At 62.6% G+C, this 22,882-nt stretch carries 21 protein-coding genes; 5 read left to right on the top strand and 16 right to left on the bottom strand.

From position 1 onward, the window contains the following. The first annotated feature begins 212 nt into the window (after nucleotides 1-212). Both ACAX43_RS04685 and ACAX43_RS04690 read left to right on the top strand, forming a co-directional pair. A complete protein-coding gene (locus tag ACAX43_RS04685) occupies nucleotides 213-1,313 on the top strand; it encodes a sorbosone dehydrogenase family protein (RefSeq protein WP_370707258.1) in 1,101 nt (366 codons plus the stop codon). Between the two features lie 246 nt (nucleotides 1,314-1,559). Then, entirely contained in the window at nucleotides 1,560-2,027 is a 468-nt protein-coding gene (locus tag ACAX43_RS04690) for an NINE protein (protein WP_370707259.1), read from the top strand. Nucleotides 2,028-2,044: 17 nt separating this feature from the next. Here the strand turns inward: ACAX43_RS04690 and ACAX43_RS04695 are convergent, their stop codons facing one another. Together ACAX43_RS04695 and ACAX43_RS04700 are read right to left on the bottom strand one after the other, a co-directional pair. Continuing rightward, the gene (locus tag ACAX43_RS04695) at nucleotides 2,045-3,190 is read right to left on the bottom strand and encodes a PA0069 family radical SAM protein (protein ID WP_370707260.1); all 1,146 of its coding nucleotides are present in this window, start codon (nucleotides 3,188-3,190) and stop codon (nucleotides 2,045-2,047) included. Between the two features lie 98 nt (nucleotides 3,191-3,288). Further along, nucleotides 3,289-3,777 (bottom strand): Lrp/AsnC ligand binding domain-containing protein, encoded by a 489-nt coding sequence (locus ACAX43_RS04700; RefSeq protein WP_370707261.1) that lies wholly within the window; start codon nucleotides 3,775-3,777, stop codon nucleotides 3,289-3,291. A 169-nt stretch (nucleotides 3,778-3,946) separates the two neighbouring features. Between ACAX43_RS04700 and ACAX43_RS04705 the strand changes: the two genes are divergently transcribed. Then, on the top strand, nucleotides 3,947-5,233 hold the full coding sequence (locus tag ACAX43_RS04705) for a D-amino acid dehydrogenase (RefSeq protein ID WP_370707262.1): 1,287 nt from the start codon (nucleotides 3,947-3,949) through the stop codon (nucleotides 5,231-5,233). Between the two features lie 113 nt (nucleotides 5,234-5,346). Here the strand turns inward: ACAX43_RS04705 and ACAX43_RS04710 are convergent, their stop codons facing one another. From ACAX43_RS04710 to ACAX43_RS04735, 6 genes are all read right to left on the bottom strand, one after another. Further along, on the bottom strand, nucleotides 5,347-7,137 hold the full coding sequence (locus ACAX43_RS04710) for an acyl-CoA dehydrogenase (RefSeq protein ID WP_370707263.1): 1,791 nt from the start codon (nucleotides 7,135-7,137) through the stop codon (nucleotides 5,347-5,349). A gap of 101 nt (nucleotides 7,138-7,238) precedes the next feature. Further along, nucleotides 7,239-8,174, bottom strand: a complete 936-nt coding sequence (locus ACAX43_RS04715; protein WP_370707264.1) for an electron transfer flavoprotein subunit alpha/FixB family protein — start codon at nucleotides 8,172-8,174, stop codon at nucleotides 7,239-7,241. 13 nt (nucleotides 8,175-8,187) lie between these two features. Continuing rightward, nucleotides 8,188-8,937, bottom strand: coding sequence for an electron transfer flavoprotein subunit beta/FixA family protein (locus ACAX43_RS04720; protein WP_370707265.1), 750 nt, complete (start codon nucleotides 8,935-8,937; stop codon nucleotides 8,188-8,190). Nucleotides 8,938-9,176: 239 nt separating this feature from the next. Continuing rightward, the gene (locus ACAX43_RS04725; protein WP_370707266.1) at nucleotides 9,177-9,977 is read right to left on the bottom strand and encodes a MetQ/NlpA family ABC transporter substrate-binding protein; all 801 of its coding nucleotides are present in this window, start codon (nucleotides 9,975-9,977) and stop codon (nucleotides 9,177-9,179) included. 133 nt (nucleotides 9,978-10,110) lie between these two features. Next, nucleotides 10,111-10,764: a methionine ABC transporter permease gene (locus ACAX43_RS04730; protein WP_370707267.1), complete on the bottom strand. Its 654-nt coding sequence runs from the start codon at nucleotides 10,762-10,764 to the stop codon at nucleotides 10,111-10,113. Further along, nucleotides 10,754-11,788 (bottom strand): methionine ABC transporter ATP-binding protein, encoded by a 1,035-nt coding sequence (locus tag ACAX43_RS04735; RefSeq protein ID WP_370707268.1) that lies wholly within the window; start codon nucleotides 11,786-11,788, stop codon nucleotides 10,754-10,756. The genes ACAX43_RS04730 and ACAX43_RS04735 overlap by 11 nt, the downstream gene beginning before the upstream one ends. 240 nt (nucleotides 11,789-12,028) lie before the next feature. Here ACAX43_RS04735 and ACAX43_RS04740 point away from each other — a divergent pair, with 240 nt between their 5' ends. Next, nucleotides 12,029-12,931, top strand: a complete 903-nt coding sequence (locus tag ACAX43_RS04740) for a lysophospholipase (protein ID WP_370707269.1) — start codon at nucleotides 12,029-12,031, stop codon at nucleotides 12,929-12,931. Nucleotides 12,932-13,007: 76 nt separating this feature from the next. Here ACAX43_RS04740 and ACAX43_RS04745 read toward each other — a convergent pair whose 3' ends face one another. Beyond that, nucleotides 13,008-13,808 (bottom strand): enoyl-CoA hydratase, encoded by an 801-nt coding sequence (locus tag ACAX43_RS04745; protein WP_370707270.1) that lies wholly within the window; start codon nucleotides 13,806-13,808, stop codon nucleotides 13,008-13,010. Between the two features lie 48 nt (nucleotides 13,809-13,856). Then, nucleotides 13,857-14,780: a histone deacetylase family protein gene (locus tag ACAX43_RS04750; protein WP_370707271.1), complete on the bottom strand. Its 924-nt coding sequence runs from the start codon at nucleotides 14,778-14,780 to the stop codon at nucleotides 13,857-13,859. Between the two features lie 283 nt (nucleotides 14,781-15,063). Here ACAX43_RS04750 and mltB point away from each other — a divergent pair, with 283 nt between their 5' ends. After that, on the top strand, nucleotides 15,064-16,212 hold the full coding sequence (gene mltB, locus ACAX43_RS04755) for a lytic murein transglycosylase B (protein WP_370707727.1): 1,149 nt from the start codon (nucleotides 15,064-15,066) through the stop codon (nucleotides 16,210-16,212). Between the two features lie 108 nt (nucleotides 16,213-16,320). Here mltB and cysM read toward each other — a convergent pair whose 3' ends face one another. From cysM to lapB, 6 genes are all read right to left on the bottom strand, one after another. Then, nucleotides 16,321-17,223, bottom strand: a complete 903-nt coding sequence (gene cysM / locus ACAX43_RS04760) for a cysteine synthase CysM (protein ID WP_370707272.1) — start codon at nucleotides 17,221-17,223, stop codon at nucleotides 16,321-16,323. A gap of 367 nt (nucleotides 17,224-17,590) precedes the next feature. Then, entirely contained in the window at nucleotides 17,591-17,983 is a 393-nt protein-coding gene (locus ACAX43_RS04765; protein WP_370707273.1) for a ComEA family DNA-binding protein, read from the bottom strand. A gap of 77 nt (nucleotides 17,984-18,060) precedes the next feature. Further along, on the bottom strand, nucleotides 18,061-19,053 hold the full coding sequence (gene rfaD / locus ACAX43_RS04770; RefSeq protein ID WP_370707274.1) for an ADP-glyceromanno-heptose 6-epimerase: 993 nt from the start codon (nucleotides 19,051-19,053) through the stop codon (nucleotides 18,061-18,063). A gap of 93 nt (nucleotides 19,054-19,146) precedes the next feature. Continuing rightward, a complete protein-coding gene (rfaE1, locus tag ACAX43_RS04775; protein WP_370707275.1) occupies nucleotides 19,147-20,154 on the bottom strand; it encodes a D-glycero-beta-D-manno-heptose-7-phosphate kinase in 1,008 nt (335 codons plus the stop codon). After that, nucleotides 20,108-21,523 (bottom strand): UDP-glucose/GDP-mannose dehydrogenase family protein, encoded by a 1,416-nt coding sequence (locus tag ACAX43_RS04780; RefSeq protein WP_370707276.1) that lies wholly within the window; start codon nucleotides 21,521-21,523, stop codon nucleotides 20,108-20,110. Before ACAX43_RS04780 ends, rfaE1 begins: the two co-directional genes overlap by 47 nt. 126 nt (nucleotides 21,524-21,649) lie before the next feature. Beyond that, entirely contained in the window at nucleotides 21,650-22,825 is a 1,176-nt protein-coding gene (gene lapB / locus ACAX43_RS04785) for a lipopolysaccharide assembly protein LapB (RefSeq protein ID WP_370707277.1), read from the bottom strand. Nucleotides 22,826-22,882 lie beyond the last annotated feature (57 nt).

Raw genomic sequence — 22,882 nt, forward strand, 5'->3', positions numbered from 1 at the left:
ACCGGGATAAACTGGGCAACGGGGTTGCGCCGGCCGGCCGGACGGGCACCCCGGACCACGCCGGAACGCCCGAATTACCTGACGGAACGCCTGTGAAACTCCTGCCGCCATCTGCGTTTTTTTTCACTTCGGTTGCCATCGTTGCGCAGGCTGTCTGCTTTGCGCGAATTATTGGATTTTCCCTATTCGCCGGCTTTTCGCGCACCGTCCGCATGCAGATCTTGCGAACTGGGGCAGCGTCGTTGCTCGCCGCCACTGCCCTGCCCGCTTTCGCCGCCCTGCCGATCGAGCGCATCAAACTGCCGCCGGGCTTTCATCTCGAAGTGCTGTCGGACGCGGTGCCGAGCGCGCGGGCTATGGCGCTTTCGCCGAAAGGCATTCTTTATGTAGGCAGTCTCGACGGCCACGTCTACGCGCTCGAATTGCACAATGGCCGCGTGACGGCTCGCCATGTGATCGCATCCGGGCTGGAAACGCCGGCGGGTGTGGCGTGGCGGGATGGCGCGCTGTATGTCTCCGCCGTGTCGAAGATTCTACGCTTCGACGCGATCGACTCCCACCTGAACGACCCACCCCAACCTGCCGTCGTCACCGACAAACTGCCTACAGAGACGCATCACGGCTGGAAATTCATCGCTTTCGGGCCGGACGGCAAGCTGTACGTGCCGCAAGGCGCGCCCTGCAACGTCTGCCTGAAAGACCGGGACCGCTTTGGGCTGATCGGCCGCATGGACCCCGACGGCAGCCATTATGAAATCGTGGCGCGCGGCATACGCAATACGGTCGGCTTCGCCTGGCATCCGTCGACGCACGAGTTGTGGTTCACCGACAACGGCCGCGACCTGATGGGCGACGACGTGCCGGACGACAAGCTCAACCACGCGCCACGCGCAGGGATGGATTTCGGTTTCCCGTATTGCCAAGGCGGCGACACCCCCGACCCGGAATTCGGCAAAGACCATCCATGCAGTTCGTTCACGCCGCCGGTAGTCAAACTCGGCGCGCATGTCGCCTCACTCGGCATGCGCTTTTACAGTGGCTCGATGTTTCCGGCCGCTTACCGAGACAATATTTTCATCGCCGAGCATGGTTCATGGAATCGCAGCAAGAAGGTCGGCTACCGCGTCGTGCGAGTGATCACCGGCCCGGACGGCAGCAACGCGCATCAGGAAGTATTTGCCGAAGGCTGGCTCCAGCCCGGTGAAGCGGTATGGGGCCGCCCCGCAGACGTGCAGCCGATGCCTGACGGTTCGCTGCTGATCAGCGACGACTACGCCGGTGCGGTCTATCGCGTTACCTACTTGGCGCCTTAGCCGTAACCGCCGCGCAGCTGCGCGCTCAGCCCACCCGCCCCGACAACCCCGCTACGCCCATCAGTCACCCGCGCTGCCGAGGCAGTCGCCCACAGCGTGACCCGCGGCGCTCACAAATCACCCACGCCGTCGATGCGCTCGTTCGCCGCGCGACCGACACCACGCAGCGTGGCGTAGAATGCGCGTCGGTCCGCGCCCACCGGCGCGCCGCTCCTTTCGACCGCCTGTCACTCTGTTCTCGCCTACATGTCCACCCTTGCTTCGACTTCTCAGCGCTTCAGATCCAAGACGATTACCGCCGCACTGGCGTTCTTCTTCGGCAGCCTCGGCGCCCACCGCTTCTATCTGTACGGCATGCGCGACATTTACGGCTGGGCTCAGCTGCTCGGTACGCTGATCGGCATCCCGGGCGTCATGCTAGTGGTGGCAAGTGAGCGGGCCTCGATGCTCGGCTGGGCGCTCGCGTTTTTCGGCGCCGTTTCGCTGCTCGCCGCGTTTCTCGCCGCGATCGTCTACGGACTGCGTCCGGATGAAAAGTGGGACGCGCAGTTCAATGCGCAAACCCAGCGCAAAAGCCGGTCCGGCTGGACGGTCATTTTCATCGTGATCTTTTCGCTGCTGATCGGCGCGTTCCTGCTGATGACGGGCCTCGCGATCTCGTTCCAGACTTACTTCGAAGGCCAGGTTCAAGCCGCCAAGGCGCTCTCGCAATAACCGCCGGCGGCGCCGCGCTAAAAAAGATCCAGTTGAGGATTATTGGGCACCGGCGTTTCGGCACGCGGCGACTCGACCCGGCGAAAGTGCGACATATCCAGAATGCCGCGATCACGCTGGTTCAATCCCAAACGGCGCACCGCTTTCTGGAACCGCTGCTTTAGCAGGTCCGCCCACAAGCCCTCTCCCTTCATTCGAGAGGAGAAGGACGCGTCATAGTCCTTCCCGCCCCGCATATCGCGCACGCGGCTCATCACCCGGTCGGCACGATCGGGAAAATGCGCCGCGAGCCAATCCTTGAATAGCGGCGCGACTTCCCACGGCAAGCGCAGCACGATATAGCTCGCATTGCAGGCGCCCGCCTCCGCACAGGCCTCAAGCACGCGCTCCATGTCCGGCTCCGTGACGAAAGGAATCACCGGCGCGATGCTGACACCGACCGGAATGCCCGCCTCGCTCAGCGTGCGGATCGTGCGCAAGCGACGCGACGGCGTGGCCGCACGCGGCTCAAGCGTGCGCGCGATTTCCGCATCCAGCGTGGTGATGGTGATGGCCGCCATGAACTGCCCGTGCGCCGCCATGGGCGCGAGCAGATCGAGATCGCGCTCGATCAGCGACGACTTGGTGATCGCCGCGAACGGATGACCGCGTTCGCTGAGTACCTCAATCACCCGCCGCGTGAGGCGTAAGTCACGCTCGGCGGGCTGCCAGGCGTCCGTATTGACACCGAGTGCGATGGGTTCCGGCACATAGGATTTCTTTGACAACTCGCGCTCGAGCAATTCCGGCGCATTGATCTTCGCGTAGATGCGGCTTTCGAAGTCGAGCCCGGGCGACAGCCCCAGATAACTGTGTGTAGGTCGCGCGAAGCAGTAGATACAGCCGTGTTCGCAGCCGCGATAAGGGTTCAGCGACACGCTAAACGGAATATCCGGCGACGCGTTGCGCGTGAGAATGGTCTTGGCCCGCTCTTCGAAGACCTGCGTGCGTAATACCTTGGACCCCCCATCTTCGTCCGACGGCGAAAGCCAGCCGTCGTCCACTACTTCGCGCTGGTCGACTTCATAGCGGCCTTGCAGGTTCGTCACCGCACCGCGCCCTTTGCGAGGCGCGGGTGGAGCGATCGGAAATTCGTTGGCGGAGTGGGTGTCGGGATCGGTCACGGCTGGAGCACGCAAAAAACAACACGGCGCAAAACACCTGTATAAATATACAGTGTTTACGCCGTTTGTCGAGTCCCGCCGCGCGCTTGCCGCGTAAGCTAATCGCCCACTGCAATCGTCAGCGTTTCCTTGATCTCTTCCATCACCACATAGCTCTTCGACTGCACCGCGCCCGGCAGTTGCAGCAGGATATCCCCTAGCAGCTTCCGGTAGTCGGCCATTTCGCCAATGCGCGCCTTGATCAGATAGTCGAAATCGCCCGACACAAGGTGGCATTCCAGCACCTCGGGGATCTTCTGAACCTCGCGGCGGAACTGGTCGAACATGTTGCCGCTTTTGTGATCCAGCGTGATCTCGACAAACACCAGCAGCGCCGCGCCCAGATCGGCCGGATTCACGCGCGCGTGATAGCCGGTGATCACGCCGTCACGCTCCATCCGCTTGACGCGCTCGATGCACGGCGTAACCGACAGCCCGACCTGTTCGGCGAGGTCTTTCATCGCCATCCTGCCGTCCTGTTGGAGGAGCCGCAGAATCTTGTGATCGAGCTTGTCGAGGGTGCGGACCGGTTGGCGTTGTGTACGCATGATGTTTTTGCTGAAAATCTTGAAAATACAATAACAAAACCTACCTGACTGTTAATAGTATAGCGGATAACACTGGGCGATCCGCGTTACACCTCGTTAATCGAATGAATTCAAACGAATCGACGAGCACGCCGCCCTCAGATCTCTTACTGGATATCCTGGAGCAGCTATGCGAGTCATCGTTTTGGGCAGTGGCGTCGTCGGTGTGACGAGTGCTTATTACCTGGCGCGCGCCGGTCATGAAGTGACCGTCATCGATCGCGAGGCCGGCCCGGCGCTCGAAACCAGCTTCGCCAATGCCGGCCAGATCTCGCCGGGCTACGCGTCGCCGTGGGCCGCACCGGGCGTGCCGCTGAAGGCCGTCAAGTGGATGTTCCAGAAGCATGCGCCGCTGGCGATCCGCCTCGACGGCACCCAATTCCAGCTGCAATGGATGTGGCAGATGCTGCAGAACTGCACGTCGTCGCGTTATGCGGTGAACAAGGGCCGCATGGTCCGCCTCGCCGAATACAGCCGCGATTGTTTGCAAGCGCTGCGCGCCGAAACTGGTATTCAGTACGAAGGCCGCACCGGCGGCACGTTGCAGGTATTCCGCACGCAACAGCAGTTCGACGGCGCCGCGAAAGACATCGCCGTGCTGCAGGACGCCAACGTGCCGTATGAACTGCTGTCGCCGGCCGAACTCGCGCACGCCGAACCGGCGCTCGCCGCCGTCTCGCACAAGCTGACCGGCGGTCTGCGCCTGCCGGGCGACGAAACCGGCGACTGCCAGATGTTCACCACGCGCCTCGCCGCGCTGGCCGAGCAACTGGGCGTCAAGTTCCGCTACAACACGCCGATCGACGCACTCGCCATGGCGGGCGACCGCATCGCCGGCGTGCAATGCGGCGATGAACTGGTGCGCGCGGATTCGTTCGTCGTGGCGCTCGGTTCGTACTCCACCCACTTCCTGTCCGGCCTCGTGAAGATTCCGGTGTACCCGCTCAAGGGTTATTCGATCACCGCGCCGATCGTCAACGAAGCGTCCGCGCCGGTTTCGACCGTGCTCGACGAAACGTACAAGATTGCGATCACACGCTTCGACGACCGGATTCGCGTCGGCGGCATGGCGGAGATCGTCGGCTTCGACAAATCGTTGCGCGAGGCGCGCCGCGAAACGCTGGAGCTGTGCGTGAACGATCTGTTCCCGGGCGGCGGCGATACGTCGAAGGCTACGTTCTGGACCGGCCTGCGTCCGATGACGCCGGACGGCACGCCGATCGTCGGCCGCACTCCTGTGCCGAACCTGTTTCTGAACACGGGCCACGGCACGCTGGGCTGGACAATGTCGTGCGGCTCGGGCCAACTGCTGGCCGACGTGATGTCGGGCAAGCAGCCGGTGATCAAGGCGGATGATCTGTCGGTGCATCGCTATTTCGGCGAGACCGGTGGTGCGCATCGTCCGGCTTATGCTTGAGGTTTAGGGATCAAAGATTAACGCTTCGCGAGCGGTTGAGCCGGTTTTGCCATCCCAGACAAACCGGCCCTTTTACGCACGAGCATTCGCTATAGCTCGAGAGAAGTGCAGCGTCAGAATTGATCTTCCGACAACCCCAGCACACTCTCCCCACCCTTCGCGCTGACGATCGACGCTTCCAACGCCGACGCCAGCGGCAATACATGCTCCGCGTAGAACTGCGCGGTCGCGATTTTCGCGCCGTAGAACGACGGATCTTCGTCGCGCTTTTCAGCGGCGACCAGCAACGCACGCGCCATCTGCCAGCCGCCGAGCACAATGCCCGCGAGCTTCAGATACGGCACGCTGCCAGCAAACACCGCATTCGGATCGCTCTTCGTGTTGGCCAGGATGAAATCGACCGCCGCGCTCAGCGAGCGATGCCCTTGGGCCAGGTACGTCTTCATCGATTCGAACGCAGCGCCTTGTTGCGCGCCGAGTGCCTCGACCGTTTCAGCAACACCGGCCAGCAGCGACTTCGCCACCTTGCCGCCGTCGCGCACGGTCTTGCGGCCGATCAGGTCGTTGGCCTGAATCGCGGTCGTGCCTTCATAGATCGGCAGGATCCGCGCATCGCGGTAGTACTGCGCCGCGCCCGTTTCTTCGATGAAACCCATGCCGCCATGCACCTGCACACCCAGGCTCGTGACGTCGATCGACAGCTCGGTGCTCCAGCCCTTCACGATCGGCACGAGGTATACGTAGATTGCCTGATGTTCGGCGCGTTTTGCCTCGTCCGGATGACGATGTGCGATATCGCAGTGGGCCGCGGCGACATACGCCAATGCACGCGACGCTTCGGTGAGGCCGCGCATTGTCGCCAGCATGCGGCGCACGTCCGGGTGCTGGATGATCGCCACCGACTGCTTCGCGGAGCCATCCACGGGCCGGCTCTGCACGCGATCCTTCGCATACGCGACGGCCTTCTGATACGCACGATCCGAGATGCCGACACCTTGCATGCCCACCGCGAAACGCGCCGCGTTCATCATGATGAACATGTATTCGAGGCCGCGATTCTCTTCGCCGATCAGATGGCCGATCGCGCCGCCGTGGTCGCCGAATTGCAGCACCGCGGTCGGGCTCGCCTTGATGCCGAGCTTGTGTTCGATCGACACGCAATGCACGTCGTTACGTTCGCCGAGCGAGCCGTCTTCGTTGATGAGGAACTTCGGCACGATGAAGAGCGAAATGCCCTTCACGCCTTCCGGTGCATCAGGCGTGCGCGCCAGCACGAGATGGGCGATGTTCTTCGCCATGTCGTGCTCGCCCCACGTGATGAAAATCTTCGTGCCGAACAGCTTGAACGAACCATCGCCTTGGGGCTCGGCGCGCGTGCGCACCATCGCGAGATCGGAGCCCGCCTGCGGCTCGGTCAGGTTCATCGTGCCGGTCCACTCGCCGGAAATCAGCTTGGGCACGTAGGCTTGTTTTTGCGCTTCGGTACCGGCGGTCAACAGTGCTTCGATCGCGCCGTCGGTCAGCAAAGGGCACAGCGCAAACGACAGATTCGACGCGTTGAGCATTTCGACGCACGGCGTGGCGATCAGCTTGGGCAGGCCCTGGCCTTCGTAGTCGACCGGATGTTGCACGCCTTGCCAGCCGCCTTCGCCGAACTGGCGGAACGCGTCCTTGAAACCGGGCGTGGCGGTGACCACCCCCTCTTTCCAGCTGCTCGGATTGCGATCGCCTTCGACGTTCAACGGCGCCAACACTGCGCCGCACAATTTCGCCGACTCTTCGAGCACGGCTTGAGCCGTGTCGAGGTTCGCGTCTTCGAAGCCCGGCAGCGTCGCGATATCTTCGAGACCGGCCAGTTCTTTCATCACGAACAGCATGTCCTTGATAGGCGCCGTATAGCTCATTTCAGTTCTCCTCCTGTCCAGATATAAAAAGGGCGCTGGACTTGATAGGTCCCGCGCCCTTTTGCGTGCTGCCAGACGCCTTTTACACGGCGCTGCGGCGCTTAGCCGAGCTCGCTAACGAGTTCCGGCACGATCGTGAACAGGTCGCCCACGAGACCGTAATCGGCAACGCTGAAAATCGGCGCTTCCGGGTCCTTGTTGATCGCGACGATCACCTTCGAGTCCTTCATGCCGGCCAGATGCTGGATCGCACCCGAGATGCCGACTGCGACGTACAGTTGCGGCGCGACGATCTTGCCGGTCTGGCCGACCTGATAGTCGTTCGGCACGAAACCCGCGTCGACCGCAGCACGCGATGCGCCCAGCGCTGCGTTCAGCTTGTCGGCCAGCGGCTCGAGAATTTTCGTATAGTTTTCACCGTTGCCCAGACCGCGGCCACCCGAGACGATGATCTTCGCCGACGTCAGTTCCGGACGGTCCAGCTTCGTGACTTCACGGCTCACGAACTGCGACAGGCCGCTATCGGCTGCGGCTTCGATCTTCTCGACCGTTGCGCTGCCGCCTTCGGCTGCTACTGGGTCGAAACCGGTCGTGCGAACCGTGATGACCTTGATCGGGTCTTGAGATTGCACCGTCGCGATCGCGTTACCTGCATAGATCGGGCGCTCGAACGTGTCGGCGCTGTCTACTGCGGTGATGTCGCTGATCTGCGCGACATCGAGCTTTGCGGCGATACGCGGCGCGATGTTCTTGCCGTAGGCAGTCGCCGGCGCGAGGATGTGCGTGTAGTCCTTCGCGATGTTCATGACCGTCGCTTCGACGTTTTCTGCCAGGCCCGCTGCGAGTTGCGGCGCGTCGGCCAGCAACACCTTCGAAACGCCTGCAATCTTCGCAGCCTGATCCGCGGCCGCCTGTGCGTTGTGACCTGCCACCAGCACGTGAATATCACCACCGATCTTCTGCGCCGCTGCAATCGTGTTCAGCGTGGCGGCCTTGATCGACGTGTTGTCGTGTTCTGCTATTACCAGATTCGTCATTTCGTCCGTCTCCTTACAGCACCTTGGCTTCGGTCTTCAGCTTCTCGACCAGCGTCTTCACATCCGGCACCTTCACGCCGGCGGAGCGCTTCGGCGGCTCGACAACCTTCAGCGTCTTCAGGCGCGGCGTCACATCAACGCCGAGGTCTTCCGGCTTGACGACTTCCAGCGGCTTCTTCTTGGCCTTCATGATGTTCGGCAGCGTCACATAGCGCGGCTCGTTCAGACGCAGATCGGTAGTGACCACGGCGGGCAGCATCAGCGACAGCGTTTCAGCCCCACCGTCCACTTCACGCGAAACGGTCGCTTTACCGTCTGCAACGACCACTTTCGATGCAAACGTGGCTTGCGGCAGGTTAGCCAACGCAGCCAGCATCTGGCCGGTCTGGTTCGAATCGTCGTCGATCGCCTGCTTGCCGAGGATGATCAGTTGCGGCTGTTCCTTGTCGACCAGCGCCTTCAGCAGCTTGGCGACGGCCAACGGCTGCAATTCTTCAGACGACTCGATCAGGATCGCACGGTCCGCGCCGATCGCCAGCGCCGTGCGCAGCGTTTCCTGCGCTTGCGTGACGCCTGCCGACACAGCGATCACTTCGGTCGCCACGCCTGCTTCCCTCAGACGAACCGCTTCTTCAACCGCGATTTCGTCGAACGGATTCATCGACATCTTCACGTTCGCGATGTCGACGCCCGTGCCGTCCGATTTCACTCGAACCTTCACGTTGTAATCGACCACTCTCTTGACTGGCACCAGGATTTTCATGCACACGCTCCAAAGTTACGAATACGTCAACCCAACGAACATTATAACGACTGCCCTTTCGCGGCAGCCGTGTCGCGGGCGCTTTAGCAGGAGGATATCGCTCCTCAGCGGCGTGACGGCAATATCGAACGATCGTTCTATTTTAATCCCGAAAAAACCCGGGCGACAACCCCGGGTCCCGACTCACGACTCTAATTTTGCATTGCCGTCATATCTTGCTACGTTTGAAGGCCGTCGAATCACCACGCGGTGATCACAGCGCCGCCAAATTTGCTCTCGACAAACTGCTTCACTTCCGGTGAATGATAAGCCGCGACCAGCTTGGCGACCCACGGCTTGTTCCTGTCAGCTTCGCGGATCGCAATGATGTTCACGTACGGGCCCTTCGGGTCTTCGATCGCGATCGCATCCTGCTTCGGCTTCAGACCCGCTTCCATCGCGAAGTTGGTGTTGATCGCGGCGGCTTCCACGTCGTTCAGCGAGCGCGGGATTTGCGCGGCGTCGAGTTCGACGATCTTCAGCTTCTTCGGGTTGTCGACGATGTCGAGCGGCGTCGCCTTCAGACCTGCGTCCGCGCGCAGCTTCAGCAGACCCTGCTTTTGCAGCAACAGGAGTGCGCGGCCGCCGTTGGTCGGATCGTTCGGCACCGCAATCTTCGCGCCCGGCTGCAATTCGGCCAGCGTCTTGATCTTCTTTGAATAAATGCCCATCGGGTACGTGACCGTATCGGCGATGCGGATCAGCTTGTAGCCGCGGTCCTTCACCTGGGCCTGCAAGTACGGGTCATGCTGGTAGCTGTTCGCGTCCAGATCCCCACCGGCGAGCGCCGCGTTCGGCTGCACGTAGTCGGAGAACTCGACGATCTTGATGTTCAGACCGTTCTTTGCCGCGACGGTCTTCACGACTTCCATGATCTGCGCGTGTGGACCGCCTGTGACGCCGACCTTGATCGTGTCTTCAGCGCGAGCCGCCGTGGCGGCGGCGAACAGCGAGGCGGCGCCAAGCGTGGCGACCAGCTTGAGGATGAAACGACGTTGCATGATGAACCTTTCCGAATCTATCGATTCTGTTGAGAGAGTGTCCCCAAACCTGTCGCTTTGCGCCAGGCCCCCGAGGGGGCGAGAAAACTTGGGGTGACCCGGCGTATTCTCGAGGGGTTCCGATGACCCTTGTTTATTTGTGACTCAGACGACGCACGAGCCAATCCCCGAACGACTGCACCAGTTGCACGAACACGATCAGGATCACCACGACCGTCAGCATCACTTCCGGCAGGAAACGCTGATACCCGTAACGAATGCCCAGATCGCCGAGCCCGCCGCCGCCAATTGCACCGGCCATCGCCGAATAGCCGACCAGCGACACGAAGGTAATCGTCAACCCGGCGACCACGCCCGGCAGCGACTCCGGCAACAGCACCTTGAAGACGATCTGGCTGGTGGTGGCGCCCATCGCCTGCGCCGCTTCGATCAGACCGCGATCGACTTCACGCAGCGCGGTTTCGACCAGACGCGCGATGAACGGCGCGGCTGCAATGGTCAGCGGCACCACGGCCGCAGCCGTGCCGATCGAGGAACCGACCACGAGGCGCGTGAACGGAATCACCGCGACCAGCAAGATGATGAACGGCGTCGAACGCACCGCGTTGACGACTACGCCCATCACGCGATTCACGGCGATGTTCTGCAACACGCCCTGACGGTCCGTCAGATACAGCAGCACGCCGAGCGGCAAACCGACCGCTGCGCCGACCAGTCCGGAAATGCCCACCATCACGAGCGTTTCCCAGAACGACTGGACGAACATATCGAACATTTCACTCAACATACGACAGCTCCTCGACCACCACACCCTGTTCCCGCAGATACGTCAGCGCCTGCGCCACCTTCGTCGGTTCACCGCCCGCGAGTACCGCGAGCGAGCCGAACGCCTGCCCCTGGATCTCGTCGATCTGGCCGTGCAGGATGTTGAAGTCGAGTTCGTAGCGGCGAATCGTTTCCGACAGGATCGGCTGATCGACGCCCGAGCCGGTGAACGCGAGGCGCAGCAAGTGGCCGCTGCCGGTTTTAAGGCGCTCGGCCACGCGCGCTTTCATGGCGGGCGGCAGTTCCTGCGCGATCACGTCGCCGATCAATGCGCGCGTCACTTCATGATGCGGTTGCAGGAATACGTCGATGACCTTGCCCTCTTCGACCACGCGGCCGGCATCGAGCACCGCGACGCGGTCGCAGACCTGCTTGATCACGTCCATCTGGTGCGTGATCAACACGATCGTCAGGTTCAGTTCGCGGTTGATGCGCTTGAGCAGGTCGAGGATCGCACGCGTGGTTTCGGGATCGAGCGCGGAAGTCGCTTCGTCGGACAGCAGCACTTTGGGCTTGCTCGCCAGCGCACGCGCGATGCCGACGCGTTGCTTCTGGCCGCCGCTGATCTGCGCCGGATAACGATCCTTCTGCGCCGACAGCCCGACCAGTTCGAGCAGCGGCAGCACGTTCGCCTCGATCTCGTCGCGTTTCATAGCGGCGAGTTCGAGCGGCAACGCCACGTTTTCGTAGACGGTGCGCGACGACAGCAGGTTGAAGTGCTGGAAGATCATGCCGATCTCGCGGCGCGCCTCGCGCAGTTGCGCGGCAGGCAGCGTCGTCAGATCGCGGCCGTTGACGACGATGTTCCCTTCGCTCGGGCGCGTCAGCAGATTGAGGGTGCGCACGAGCGTACTCTTGCCCGCGCCGCTGCGGCCGATGATGCCGAACACCTCACCCGCCGGAATCGACAGATTGACGTTGTGCAGCGCTTCGACCCAGCCCCGAGGCCCTGCGAAGCGCTGAGAGATATTGCGTATTTCGATCATGGAAAAACGAAACGGCGGAGTTTGCCCGCGAGCGTTTTGTGCTCCCGGCAAGCGGCCGCCGTTGCTTTTATTAGGATTTGAGCCGGCGATTCTACCGCAGGGTCGACATTCTCTTTAATAATCAATTACGATCTTTTCATAACCACAGGGCATTAGAGGCTCGCCCCGGGCGAGATTCTTAGGTGCAGAAGCTCGCTGCGACTATGATCGGGCGGATCAAAATCAGGACACACGGCGGCTATGGAAACAACTCGATCCGGCAATGTGCGTCCCACTGCGGGCGTCCGGAAAAGCGGCGCTGCGTTGCGTTCGACGGTCACGACAAGCGACGGCATCGAACTCCCGCTGTATCGCTGGTCCGCCAGCGCGCCGCTGCGCGCCACGGTGGCGCTGCTGCACGGGCTTGCAGAACACGCGGGGCGTTACGCCGCGCTGGCGGATCGGTTGAACTCGGCCGGTATTGAACTGGTGGCGATCGACCTGCGCGGCCACGGGCATGCGCCGGGCAAACGCGTGTGGGTGAAGCGCTTCGACAACTATCTGCTCGATGCCCAGGCTTTGCTCGATGAAGTGGCCACCGGTTGCGCACCATTGTTCCTGATGGGCCACAGCATGGGCGGCGCGATCGCCGCACTCTATGCAGTCGAACGGCTCGAAACGAGCGGGCGTCCACTGAGCGGTCTGATCCTGTCGAGCCCCGCGCTCGCGCCCGGCCGCGACGTGCCGCGCTGGATGCTCAAGCTGAGCCAGGTCATCAGCCGCCTATGGCCGACCTTTCCGGCAATGAAAATCGATGCGGCGTTGCTGTCGCGCCTTCAGCCCGTTGTGAACGCCAATCGCAATGACCCGTTGGTTCATCACGGCGCGATCCCGGCGCGCACAGGCGCAGAACTGCTGCTGGCGATGGCGCGCATCGAGCGTGGCCGCGCGGCGTTGCGGGTGCCGCTGCTGGTGTATCACGGCACCGCTGACAAGCTCACCGAACCCCAAGGCAGCCGCGAGTTCGGCCAGCACGCGGGTTCACCGGATAAAACGCTTACGATGCACGAAGACAGCTATCACGAGACGATGAACGACCTCGACCGCGATCGGGTGATCGGCGCACTGATCGAGTGGATCGAGAAGCGCCTGCCCAAAGCCTGAGCGTCAGCCAGCATGGAGACTCCAGGCTTCTGCCCGCCAGAGTGTCTGGACCCACCCCGCGCCAGGAATGGCCCGGTTAGCGCTTCCAGTCAGGCGGACGCTTGTCGATGAATGCCTGGACGCCTTCGAGCGCCGAATCGTCCATCATGTTGCAGGCCATGGTCTGGCCGGCGAGCTGATACGCGGCTTCGATGCCCATTTCGAGTTGGCGATAGAAGAGGCCTTTGCCAGCGCTCACAGCTTCGACGGGCTTCGCGCAAATGCTTTTGGCGAGCCTCGCCACCTCGGCGTCGAGCGCGTCCGCCGGAGCAATGCGATTCACGAGACCCTGCTGCTTCGCCTGGAGCGCATCGATGAAATCGCCGGTCAGCAGCATGTCGAGCGCGGCCTTGCGCGACAGATTGCGCGACAGCGGCACCGCAGGCGTCGCGCAGAAAAGACCGAGGTTGACGCCCGAGACGGCAAAACGCGCGGTATCGGCGGCGACCGCCAGATCGCACATCGCGACCAGCTGACAGCCGGCCGCCGTGGCGATGCCGTGTACGCGCGCGATCACGGGTTGCGGCAACCGCTGGATCGTCAGCATCAGCTTCGTGCAGCGCGCGAACAACGCCTGGTAATACGCCAGCGACGGCGCCGCGCGCATTTCCTTCAGATCGTGTCCCGCGCAGAACGCGCGGCCCGCGCCGCCGATCACGACCACTCGCGCATTGGACTCCGCCAGCGCCGACAGGGTTGACTGCAACGCGTCGAGCAAAGCTTCGGAGAGCGCGTTGAATGCATCGGGCCGGTTCATCGTCAATCGCACGACGCCCGGCACGCCATAGGCGTCGTGTTCGATCTCCACCAGTGGAGCGCTGCGCACATCGGCATTCATGGCTGACTGCTCCTTGGGTTGATACATGAGTTCGCGCGTCGCCGCGGCTCAGATCCCGGCCAGCGCGCGCACATGCGCGACCACGCTGCGTCCGAGCGCCGACAGGTTGTAGCCGCCTTCGAGACAACTGACGATTCGCCCACGCGCATAGCGCTTCGCGATCTCGCGCACCTGATCCGTGATCCACGCGTAATCGTCTTCGACGAGACCCATGTTGCCGAGATCGTCCTCGCGATGCGCGTCGAAGCCAGCCGAGATAAAAATCATCTCCGGCTTGAATTCATGCAACCGCGGCAGCCACAGCATATCGACCGCCTCACGCACCGCCATGCCTTGCGAGCGCGCCGGCATCGGCACGTTGCACATGTTCGGCGCCTGATTGTCGGCGCCGGTGAACGGATAGAACGGATGCTGGAAGATGCTGCACATCAGCACCCGCGAGTCGCCCGAAAACGCCGCTTCGGTGCCGTTGCCGTGATGGACGTCGAAGTCGATGATCGCCACGCGCTGCATGCCATGCACTTCAAGCGCATGGCGCGCGGCGATCGCGACGTTGTTGAAGAAGCAGAAGCCCATCGCACGCGCCGGTTCCGCATGGTGGCCAGGCGGGCGCACGCTGCAGAACGCGTTGTCGTAGCGGCCTTCGATCACCGCGTCGGTCGCGGCCACCGCAGCGCCGGCCGCGCGCAACGCGGCCTGCAAGGTATGCGGGTTCATCGACGTGTCGGGATCGATTTCGGCGAGGCCCTCCGCAGGCGAGCGGCTGCGGATGTAATCGACGTGTGCTTGCGTATGCACGCGCAGCAGCGCGGCTTCGTCGGCAAGCGGCGGCGACTCGCGCTCGATCAGCGAATCGATGCGGCTTGCGATCAGTTGATCTTCGATTGCCTGCAGGCGCGCCGGGCATTCGGGATGCCATTGCCCCATATCGTGCAGCAAACAATCGGCATGGGAATAAAAGCCTGTTGCCATGATTCTCTTCTGCGGCGCGGCGCCTTCGAGGCGCGCGCGGCGTGTCTCCGTCCAAGGGCGCGCGCACTGGGCGCGCCAACACTCGTCAAGTTACCACACGACGCAGCTGTGACGCCGCGGGCACAGTTTTGCAGAAGGCGTCGGGTATACTGCCCCGATCCGTTTTTCCCCTGTCTCTTTCGCACTGCGCCCCTAGCTCACTATGACCGTCAAGCTTGCTCTGTCCGCACGAAACCGGCTACGCATGAAGACCGTGGCCGCCGCACTGTCCGTCGCATCGTGCATGTTCATGGCAACCAGTCCGGCGATCGCGCAAAGCGCCGGGAAGAAGCCGCCGCTGCGGCTCGCGCAAAGCCAACCGCAGCCGGTGGTGCCGCAAGGGCAAACCTTCGAAGAAGAGATTATTCCCCAGCGTTACGCGAACAACCCGAATGTCGACGCGTTCATCAACGACATGTCGGCGCGCTACGACTTCGACGAAGCCGCGCTGCATGCCCTCTTCGCACGCGTGAGCTATTCGGCCACGGCGGTCAAGCTCGTCACGCCCTCGCCTTCGCCGTCGGTCAAGAACTGGCGCGTATATCAGTCGCGCTTTCTCGATCAGGTTCGCATCAACGCCGGCGCGCGCTTCTGGCGCGCCAACCAGGCGACGCTGCAGCGCGCCTACGAAGAATTCGGCGTGCCGCCGGAAGTGGTCGTCGGCATCATCGGCGTGGAGACGATCTACGGCCGCTTCATGGGCAACTTCCGCGTGCTCGACGCGCTGACCACGCTCAGCTTCGACTATCCGAACACCGCCAATCGCGCGGATCGCCAGGCGACCTTCCGCAAGAATCTCGCAGACTACCTGGTGTGGACGCGCGATTCGCAAATCGATCCGACCACGGTGCTCGGCTCCTACACTGGCGCGATCGGGATTCCGCAGTTCCTGCCGAGCAGCATCGTGCAATACGCGGTCAGCTACGACGGCAACAAGCAGATCGATTTGCGTACGAGCCAGGCGGATGCGATCGGCAGCGTGGCGAACTATCTGCGTCAGAACGGTTGGGAAAACGGCCGGCCGGTGGTGTGGAAGATCGGTTCGGACGCCGGCAGCCTGGGCGTTGCGCAAGCCGCCGCCGACGGTCAACCGGAGCCGCACTGGCCGCTCGACCAATTGCTGCGCGCCGGGCTGCTGCTGAACGAGCCAGAGCTCGATATCGCGTCGGAAGCCGCCACGCCGGTGACGGTGGTCGATCTGCCGTCGCCCGGGCGCGGCACGGAGTACATGCTGGGCTTGAAGAACTTCTATGTGCTGACGCGCTACAACCGCAGCTTCTTCTACGCACTCGCGGTCTATCAATTGGGCGAGCGGGTCAAAGCGCAGATGCAGGCTAGTGACGCGGCCAACGCCAGCAGCAATGCGGTGGCGCCGGCAGCGGCTTCGCAATAAGCTGCGCGGCGGTTGTTGCCACGCTCTCGCCGCTTCACGGGCGAGCGACACAAAAAAAGCGCCGGCATAGTCCGGCGCTTTTCTATTGGCTGGCGCTACGACGTACGCTTAAGCCGGAAACACACCCGTCGACAGATACCGGTCGCCACGGTCGCAGACGATGAACACGATCGTCGCATTCTCCACCTGGTGTGCAACGCGCAGCGCCACTTCGCAGGCGCCGCCGGACGAGATGCCGGCAAAGATCCCTTCGACCGAAGCCATGCGCCGAGCCATCGCTTCAGCAGCGGCCTGGCTTACGTTTTCCACGCGATCCACTCGGCTGCGATCGAAAATCTTCGGCAGGTAGGCTTCCGGCCACTTGCGGATGCCCGGAATGCGCGACCCTTCTTCCGGCTGCGCGCCGATAATTTCGATCGCCTGATTCTGTTCTTTCAGGTAGGTGGACACGCCCATGATCGTGCCGGTCGTGCCCATCGACGACACGAAGTGCGTGATGCGCCCTTCGGTGTCGTGCCAGATTTCCGGGCCCGTGCCTTCGACGTGCGCGGCCGGATTGTCCGGGTTCGCGAACTGGTCGAGGATGAGGCCCTTGCCTTCGCGTTGCATCTGCTCGGCGAGATCGCGCGCGTATTCCATGCCGCCCGTGACCGGCGTCAGCACGATCTGCGCGCCATAGGCGGCCATGCTCTGACGGCGCTCCACCGACAGGTCTTCCGGCATGATCAGCACCATCTTGTAGCCCCGGATCGCCGCCGCCATAGCCAGCGCGATGCCGGTGTTGCCGCTGGTCGATTCGATCAGCGTGTCGCCCGGCTTGATGCGCCCGCGTGCTTCCGCTTTCTTGATCATCGACAGCGCCGGACGGTCCTTCACCGAACCCGCGGGATTGTTGCCCTCGAGCTTTGCAAGGATCACGTTATTGCGGCTGCGGATCTCGTCGTCAGGGAGCCGGACGAGTTGCACGAGGGGCGTATTGCCAATCGTGTCTTCAATCGTTTTGTAAGCCATATCGGTTCGAGTGCAGTCGATGCGCGGAGTCTTCAATCCATCGATTCTAAACCACCGTGCGTGCGGCTGCCGTGCGGCCCTTCTGTCCGCATGGATGCAGGCGTCGACCAGCGAGCGCGCAGGGCGACCGGTCACCGCGCAAAAGGCTGCGTAAAGCGCCGTGCAAAAAGGCTGTGCGAAGAACCGCGGACCAATCACGCGCGAACCACGCCTCCCAGCGCAAAAAGCCCGCGGTTGAGAACCGCGGGAGCCAGTCATCTGCATGACAGCTGAAGGAGTGTACTGACCCACTCCGACCATGAAGGGGAACGACGGTAGCGGACCACGCGCGCCGGTAACCAGCCCCGCGCGCACGGCCCGCGTCAGGCTATTTCTTTACCGCCACAGTGGCGTTGTTCTTTTGGGTATTGGCCGAGGCGGCCGCATTGGCGCCATTGCCCGCAGCGGTCGCGCCCTTGGTCTGTGAAGACGCCGCAGCCTGCGTGTTAGCAGCCGCGCCAGCCGGACCGACAGCGAGACCCTCCGCCTGCAGGCGCTCGACGGTATGCCCGCCCATGCCTTTGACGCGCTTGCCGAGATCGGCCGGGTCCTTGAACGGACCATGCGCCGAACGCTCGTCGAGAATGGCTTTCGCTTTGGCAGGACCGATGCCCTTGATGCCGCGCAACGCATCCTCGTTGGCAGTGTTGACGTCGACCGCGGCATACGCGTGGCCGAAAGCGGCCAGCATCGCCGCGGTAACCAGAATTTTTCGAAACATATGGAATCTCCCTCGTACAACCGGTTGGCGACCATCACCAACCGGGAGATTCCAGTTTAAAGAGGTATCCGAAAGATTTACACCTGGCCGAATAGCCAACGTACGTATCGATCGACACCTTCCTGCACGCTCAAAAACGGCGCATCGTAACCGGCGGCACGCAGCTTCGTCTGGTCGGCCTGCGTGAAGCATTGGTACTTGCCGCGCAATGCATCGGGAAACGGAATGTAGTCGATCAGCCCGCGCTGCACCTGATCCGCGAGCGACAAAGGCGGCTCGTTGTTCAGCGAACGCAGAGTGTTGACCACCGTGCTGGCGATATCGTTGAATGGTTGCGCACGGCCGCTGCCGAGGTTGAAGATGCCGGACTTGTCCGGATTGTCGAAGAAAAACAGGTTGACCTTCACCACGTCTTCGATAGAGACGAAATCGCGTGTCTGCTCGCCCGCGGCATAACCGTTGTACTCGCCGAACAGCTTGACCTTGCCCTCGGCGCGGAACTGGTTGAAGTTGTGAAACGCCACCGACGCCATGCGCGCCTTGTGCGTTTCGCGCGGCCCATACACGTTGAAATAACGGAAGCCGGCGATCTGGCTCTTCGCGGTGGGCAACACGCGGCGAATCACCTGGTCGAACAGGAACTTCGAATAACCGTACACGTTCAGCGGCTGCTCGACTTCGCGCTCTTCTACGAAGCGGTTCGAGCCGCCGTACGTTGCCGCCGAAGACGCGTACAGAAACTGGACGTTCTGTGCGAGACAGACATCGAGTACTTCACGGCTATAGCGGAAGTTGTTGTCCATCATGTAGCGGCCGTCGGTTTCCATCGTGTCCGAGCAGGCACCTTCGTGGAAAATCGCGCGCACTTTGCCGAAATCGCCCCGTTTGAAGCGTTCGACGAATTCAGTCTTGTCGAGATAATCGTCGATCTCGCAGTCGACCAGATTCTTGAACTTGTCCGCGCGCGAAAGGTTATCAACCGCGATGATGCGTTGTTCACCGCGCTCGTTGAGCGCCTTCACGAGATTGCTGCCGATAAAGCCGGCCGCGCCGGTGACGATGAGGGTCATGATGATCCTGCGGTAATGATTTTCAGCTGCCGCGCCGCGGATTCCTTTTTTTTGCCACCGAAGGGCGCAAAGCGAAGAATCCGGCGGCCCGCATCAATGAAAGAGTTCGTCGTAGTTGACGGTGGCGGTGCCGAGTTTGCCGACCACGATGCCGGCCGCGCGATTCGCGAGTCCGACCGCCTCGACCAGCGTCAGGCCCGCGCCGAGCATGGCGGCGAGCGTGGCGATCACGGTGTCGCCCGCGCCCGACACATCATACACTTCGCGTGCAACGGCCGAAGTGTGCAGGATGCCGTCTTCGGAGAAGAGCGTCATGCCCTCCTCCGACCGCGTCAGCAACAGCGCCTTGAACTCGAGATCGGCGCGCAGCCTGGTCACGCGCGCGATCAGATCTTCCTCGGATTTCCACTGGCCGACCACCTCGCGCAACTCGGCGCGATTCGGCGTGATCAGCGTCGCACCGCGATAGCGCTCCCAATCGTCGCCCTTCGGATCGACCAGCACCGGCTTGCCCGCTGCGTGCGCCTTCGCGATCATTTGCGTGACATGCGTCAGGCCGCCCTTCGCATAATCCGACATCAGGATCACGTCGTGCGACGGCAGCAGGTCGTCGAAGCGCTGAAGGCTCGCAAGCAGCACTTCATGCGCCGGCGAGTTTTCGAAGTCGACGCGAAGCAACTGCTGCTGACGCGACAGCACGCGCAGCTTGATGGTGGTGAGCAGCGCCGGGTCGCGTTCGAGATGCGGCGTCACACCGCTTTCGCTGAGCAACTGCACGATGCGCTCGCCGGGCTCGTCATGACCGACCACGCACAGCAAGCCCGCCTGCGCGCCGAGCGCGACCGCATTGCGCGCCACGTTCGCGGCCCCGCCGAGGCGGTCTTCCTGACGCTGCACATGCACGACCGGCACCGGCGCTTCCGGCGAAATACGGTTCACGTCGCCGAACCAGTAGCGATCGAGCATCACGTCGCCGACCACCAGCACGCGCGCGGCACCGAGCCGTTCGCGCCGCACCACGGCGAGCTTCGGCGCCAGCGTGGACGCAGCGGCCTCAGGCATTGCTGGAGACAGCGGCCGGAAGTTCAGAGGGCTGGGCATAGGGTCGTCCGATCGAGTGATAGTCGATGCCGAGCTCGGTCATCGCGTCCGGTTCGTACAGATTGCGGCCGTCGAAAATCAGCGGCGACTTCAGCACCGATTTCAGATGCACGAAATCCGGGCTCTTGAATTCCTTCCATTCGGTGACGATCACGAGCGCGTCGGCGCCGGTGAGCGTCTCGTCCTGGGTGCTCGTGAACGTAAGGCGCGCGAGCTGGTCAGGTGCATCGTGCAGATCCATGGCGAACACGCGGCGCGCTTCGGTCACGGCCACCGGATCGTACGCGCGAACCTGGGCGCCGCGCGCCAGCAGTTCGGCGATGACGCGACGGCTCGGCGCCTCGCGCATATCGTCGGTATTCGGCTTGAAGGCGAGCCCCCACACGGCGAATGTACGGCCGCTCAGATCTTCGCCGAGCTTGCCCGCGATCTTGTGCACCAGCACGTCCTTCTGCTTGTAGTTCACTTCCTCGACCGCTTCGAGAATGCGCAGATTGTGGCCGCTTTCGCTGGCGGTGCGGATCAGCGCCTGCACGTCCTTGGGGAAACACGAGCCCCCGTACCCACAACCGGCATACAGGAAGTCATAGCCGATACGCGGGTCCGAACCGATGCCGCGACGTACCGCTTCGATATCCGCACCGACCCGGTCCGCCAGGTTCGACATCTCGTTCATGAACGAGATGCGCGTGGCGAGCATCGCATTGGCTGCGTATTTCGTGAATTCAGCCGAGCGCACGTCCATATACAGCGTGCGTTCGTGATTGCGGTTGAACGGCGCGTACAGGCGCTTCATCAGTTCGCGCGCGCGCAGGCCGGCTTCGTCTTCGTCGCTGCCGAGCACGATGCGATCAGGGCGCATGAAGTCGTCGACGGCCGCGCCTTCCTTCAAAAATTCAGGGTTGGAAACCACCGAGAATCGGTGTTGCTCGCTGTCGGCGAGCCCGCGCCTCGCCAGTTCCTCTTCGACTACCGCGCGCACGCGCTGCGCAGTGCCGACCGGCACCGTCGATTTGTCGACGATGACCTTGAACCCGGTCATCGTGCGGCCAATGTTGCGCGCGGCCTCAAGCACATATTGGAGGTCGGCCGAACCGTCTTCATCGGGCGGCGTACCGACCGCGATGAACTGCACGTCGCCGTGCGCCACGCTCGCTGCGATATCCGTCGAAAACGTGATGCGCCGCGCCGCGCGTGTGCGGGCGATGATCTCCAGCAAGCCCGGCTCGTGGATCGGCACGCCGCCGTTGTTGAGGATTTCGATCTTGCGTGGATCGACGTCGAGACAGAAGACGTCGTGGCCGATTTCGGCGAGACACGCGCCAGTGACGAGGCCGACATAGCCTGTGCCGATAATGGTGATTTTCATACGCTTTCCGGTAGAGGGTTCCGGTGGGAGTTTCTCGTAGTAAACAAGGCCGTCATGGTCCGGTTCGGCATGCCTCGCCTATTGGACCGCCGTCGTTGCGGCGCGGCTAGGCGATTGCGCGCGCGATCAATTCGACGCCGTGATCGGTTCGACGCGACGCGGCGCATAGGTTTCCCAACCGCTGCAACCCGGGCACTGCCAATAGAAAAGCCGCGCCCTGAAACCGCAATTCTGGCACGTATACCGTGGCAGATTTTTGGTGCGCTGACGGATTAGCGTGCGCATCAGTTCGAGCTCGCTGCGCCGGGGCTCTTCCGCGACCGCTTCCTGTGCCTCCAGTAGACGCGTCATGCCCGCCAGATTCGGCGACTTCTGCATCTGCGAGCGCGCCAGTGCATGCGCGGCATCGGGCCCGCGCAACGCCGCGACGTGCTGATACGCGACATCGAGCAGATCGTTCGACGGATAGCGGTCCACCCACGTGGTAAGCAGGTCGGCGCCATCCTGCGGGCGGCCGAGCGCCTCGTAGGCCTTCATCAGCTTTTCCGCGACGAGCGGCAGATAGGCCGGATTCTGTTCCTCGACGCGCCGCCATTGGGCGATGGCCGCGTCTTGCGCGCCACCGGCCGCGTCGACGTCGCCGAACAGGATCGTGGCGCGCACGTTGGTCGAATTCGCCTTCAGGGCAAAGCCGAGCTGGCGGCGCGCCTCCTCCGCGTTCTTCTGTTGCAGCGCTTCCTGGGCGAGCTCGCAATGGAACTGCGCGATTTCCTTGTCGAGCGATTCGGCGCCCATCGTTTCCAGGTGGCGCGCAGTGTCGATCGACTTGATCCAGTCTTTCTCGATCTGGTAGATGGTCAGCAATGCGCGCTGCGCGCCCAACGCGTAATTGCCGGTTTCGAGCGAGCGGAAGGTCTCTTCGGCGCGGTCGAGCAAGCCGGCTTTCAGGAAGTCCTGGCCCAGTTCGTACAGCGCGTGATCGCGCTCGGTGACGGGCAGATCCGTGCGGCTCAGCAGATTCTGATGCACGCGAATCGCACGGTCCGTTTCGCCACGGCGCCGGAACAGATTACCCAGCGCGAAGTGCAACTCGACCGTTTCGGGGTCGAGCTTGACCACTTCGATGAACGCATCGATCGCCTGATCAGGCTGCTCGTTGAGCAGGAAATTCAGGCCGCGGAAGTAGGAGCGCGGCAAGCTGGCGCTTTCGGACAGCAGCGTCTTGAGGTCGTAGCGCGCGGCCATCCAGCCAAACGCAAAAGCGATGGGTATGACAAGCAGCCACCAGAAGTCTAGATCCATGCGATTAATGCAAATGTTCGGGAAAGCGGAAACGGAAAGCCGTGCTTCAACGGCACG

Origin of the sequence: Paraburkholderia sp. IW21, assembly GCF_041321145.1 — a bacterium.
Lineage (GTDB): Bacteria > Pseudomonadota > Gammaproteobacteria > Burkholderiales > Burkholderiaceae > Paraburkholderia.

Coding starts and splice junctions, on each gene's coding strand:
- ACAX43_RS04685 (WP_370707258.1), top strand. CDS start 213: ATGCAGATCTTGCGAACTGGGGCAGCGTCGTTGCTCGCCGCCACTGCC.
- ACAX43_RS04690 (WP_370707259.1), top strand. CDS start 1,560: ATGTCCACCCTTGCTTCGACTTCTCAGCGCTTCAGATCCAAGACGATT.
- ACAX43_RS04700 (WP_370707261.1), bottom strand. CDS start 3,777: ATGCGTACACAACGCCAACCGGTCCGCACCCTCGACAAGCTCGATCAC.
- ACAX43_RS04705 (WP_370707262.1), top strand. CDS start 3,947: ATGCGAGTCATCGTTTTGGGCAGTGGCGTCGTCGGTGTGACGAGTGCT.
- ACAX43_RS04710 (WP_370707263.1), bottom strand. CDS start 7,137: ATGAGCTATACGGCGCCTATCAAGGACATGCTGTTCGTGATGAAAGAA.
- ACAX43_RS04715 (WP_370707264.1), bottom strand. CDS start 8,174: ATGACGAATCTGGTAATAGCAGAACACGACAACACGTCGATCAAGGCC.
- ACAX43_RS04720 (WP_370707265.1), bottom strand. CDS start 8,937: ATGAAAATCCTGGTGCCAGTCAAGAGAGTGGTCGATTACAACGTGAAG.
- ACAX43_RS04725 (WP_370707266.1), bottom strand. CDS start 9,977: ATGCAACGTCGTTTCATCCTCAAGCTGGTCGCCACGCTTGGCGCCGCC.
- ACAX43_RS04730 (WP_370707267.1), bottom strand. CDS start 10,764: ATGTTGAGTGAAATGTTCGATATGTTCGTCCAGTCGTTCTGGGAAACG.
- ACAX43_RS04735 (WP_370707268.1), bottom strand. CDS start 11,788: ATGATCGAAATACGCAATATCTCTCAGCGCTTCGCAGGGCCTCGGGGC.
- ACAX43_RS04740 (WP_370707269.1), top strand. CDS start 12,029: ATGGAAACAACTCGATCCGGCAATGTGCGTCCCACTGCGGGCGTCCGG.
- ACAX43_RS04745 (WP_370707270.1), bottom strand. CDS start 13,808: ATGAATGCCGATGTGCGCAGCGCTCCACTGGTGGAGATCGAACACGAC.
- ACAX43_RS04750 (WP_370707271.1), bottom strand. CDS start 14,780: ATGGCAACAGGCTTTTATTCCCATGCCGATTGTTTGCTGCACGATATG.
- mltB (WP_370707727.1), top strand. CDS start 15,064: ATGTTCATGGCAACCAGTCCGGCGATCGCGCAAAGCGCCGGGAAGAAG.
- cysM (WP_370707272.1), bottom strand. CDS start 17,223: ATGGCTTACAAAACGATTGAAGACACGATTGGCAATACGCCCCTCGTG.
- ACAX43_RS04765 (WP_370707273.1), bottom strand. CDS start 17,983: ATGTTTCGAAAAATTCTGGTTACCGCGGCGATGCTGGCCGCTTTCGGC.
- rfaD (WP_370707274.1), bottom strand. CDS start 19,053: ATGACCCTCATCGTCACCGGCGCGGCCGGCTTTATCGGCAGCAATCTC.
- rfaE1 (WP_370707275.1), bottom strand. CDS start 20,154: ATGCCCAGCCCTCTGAACTTCCGGCCGCTGTCTCCAGCAATGCCTGAG.
- ACAX43_RS04780 (WP_370707276.1), bottom strand. CDS start 21,523: ATGAAAATCACCATTATCGGCACAGGCTATGTCGGCCTCGTCACTGGC.
- lapB (WP_370707277.1), bottom strand. CDS start 22,825: ATGGATCTAGACTTCTGGTGGCTGCTTGTCATACCCATCGCTTTTGCG.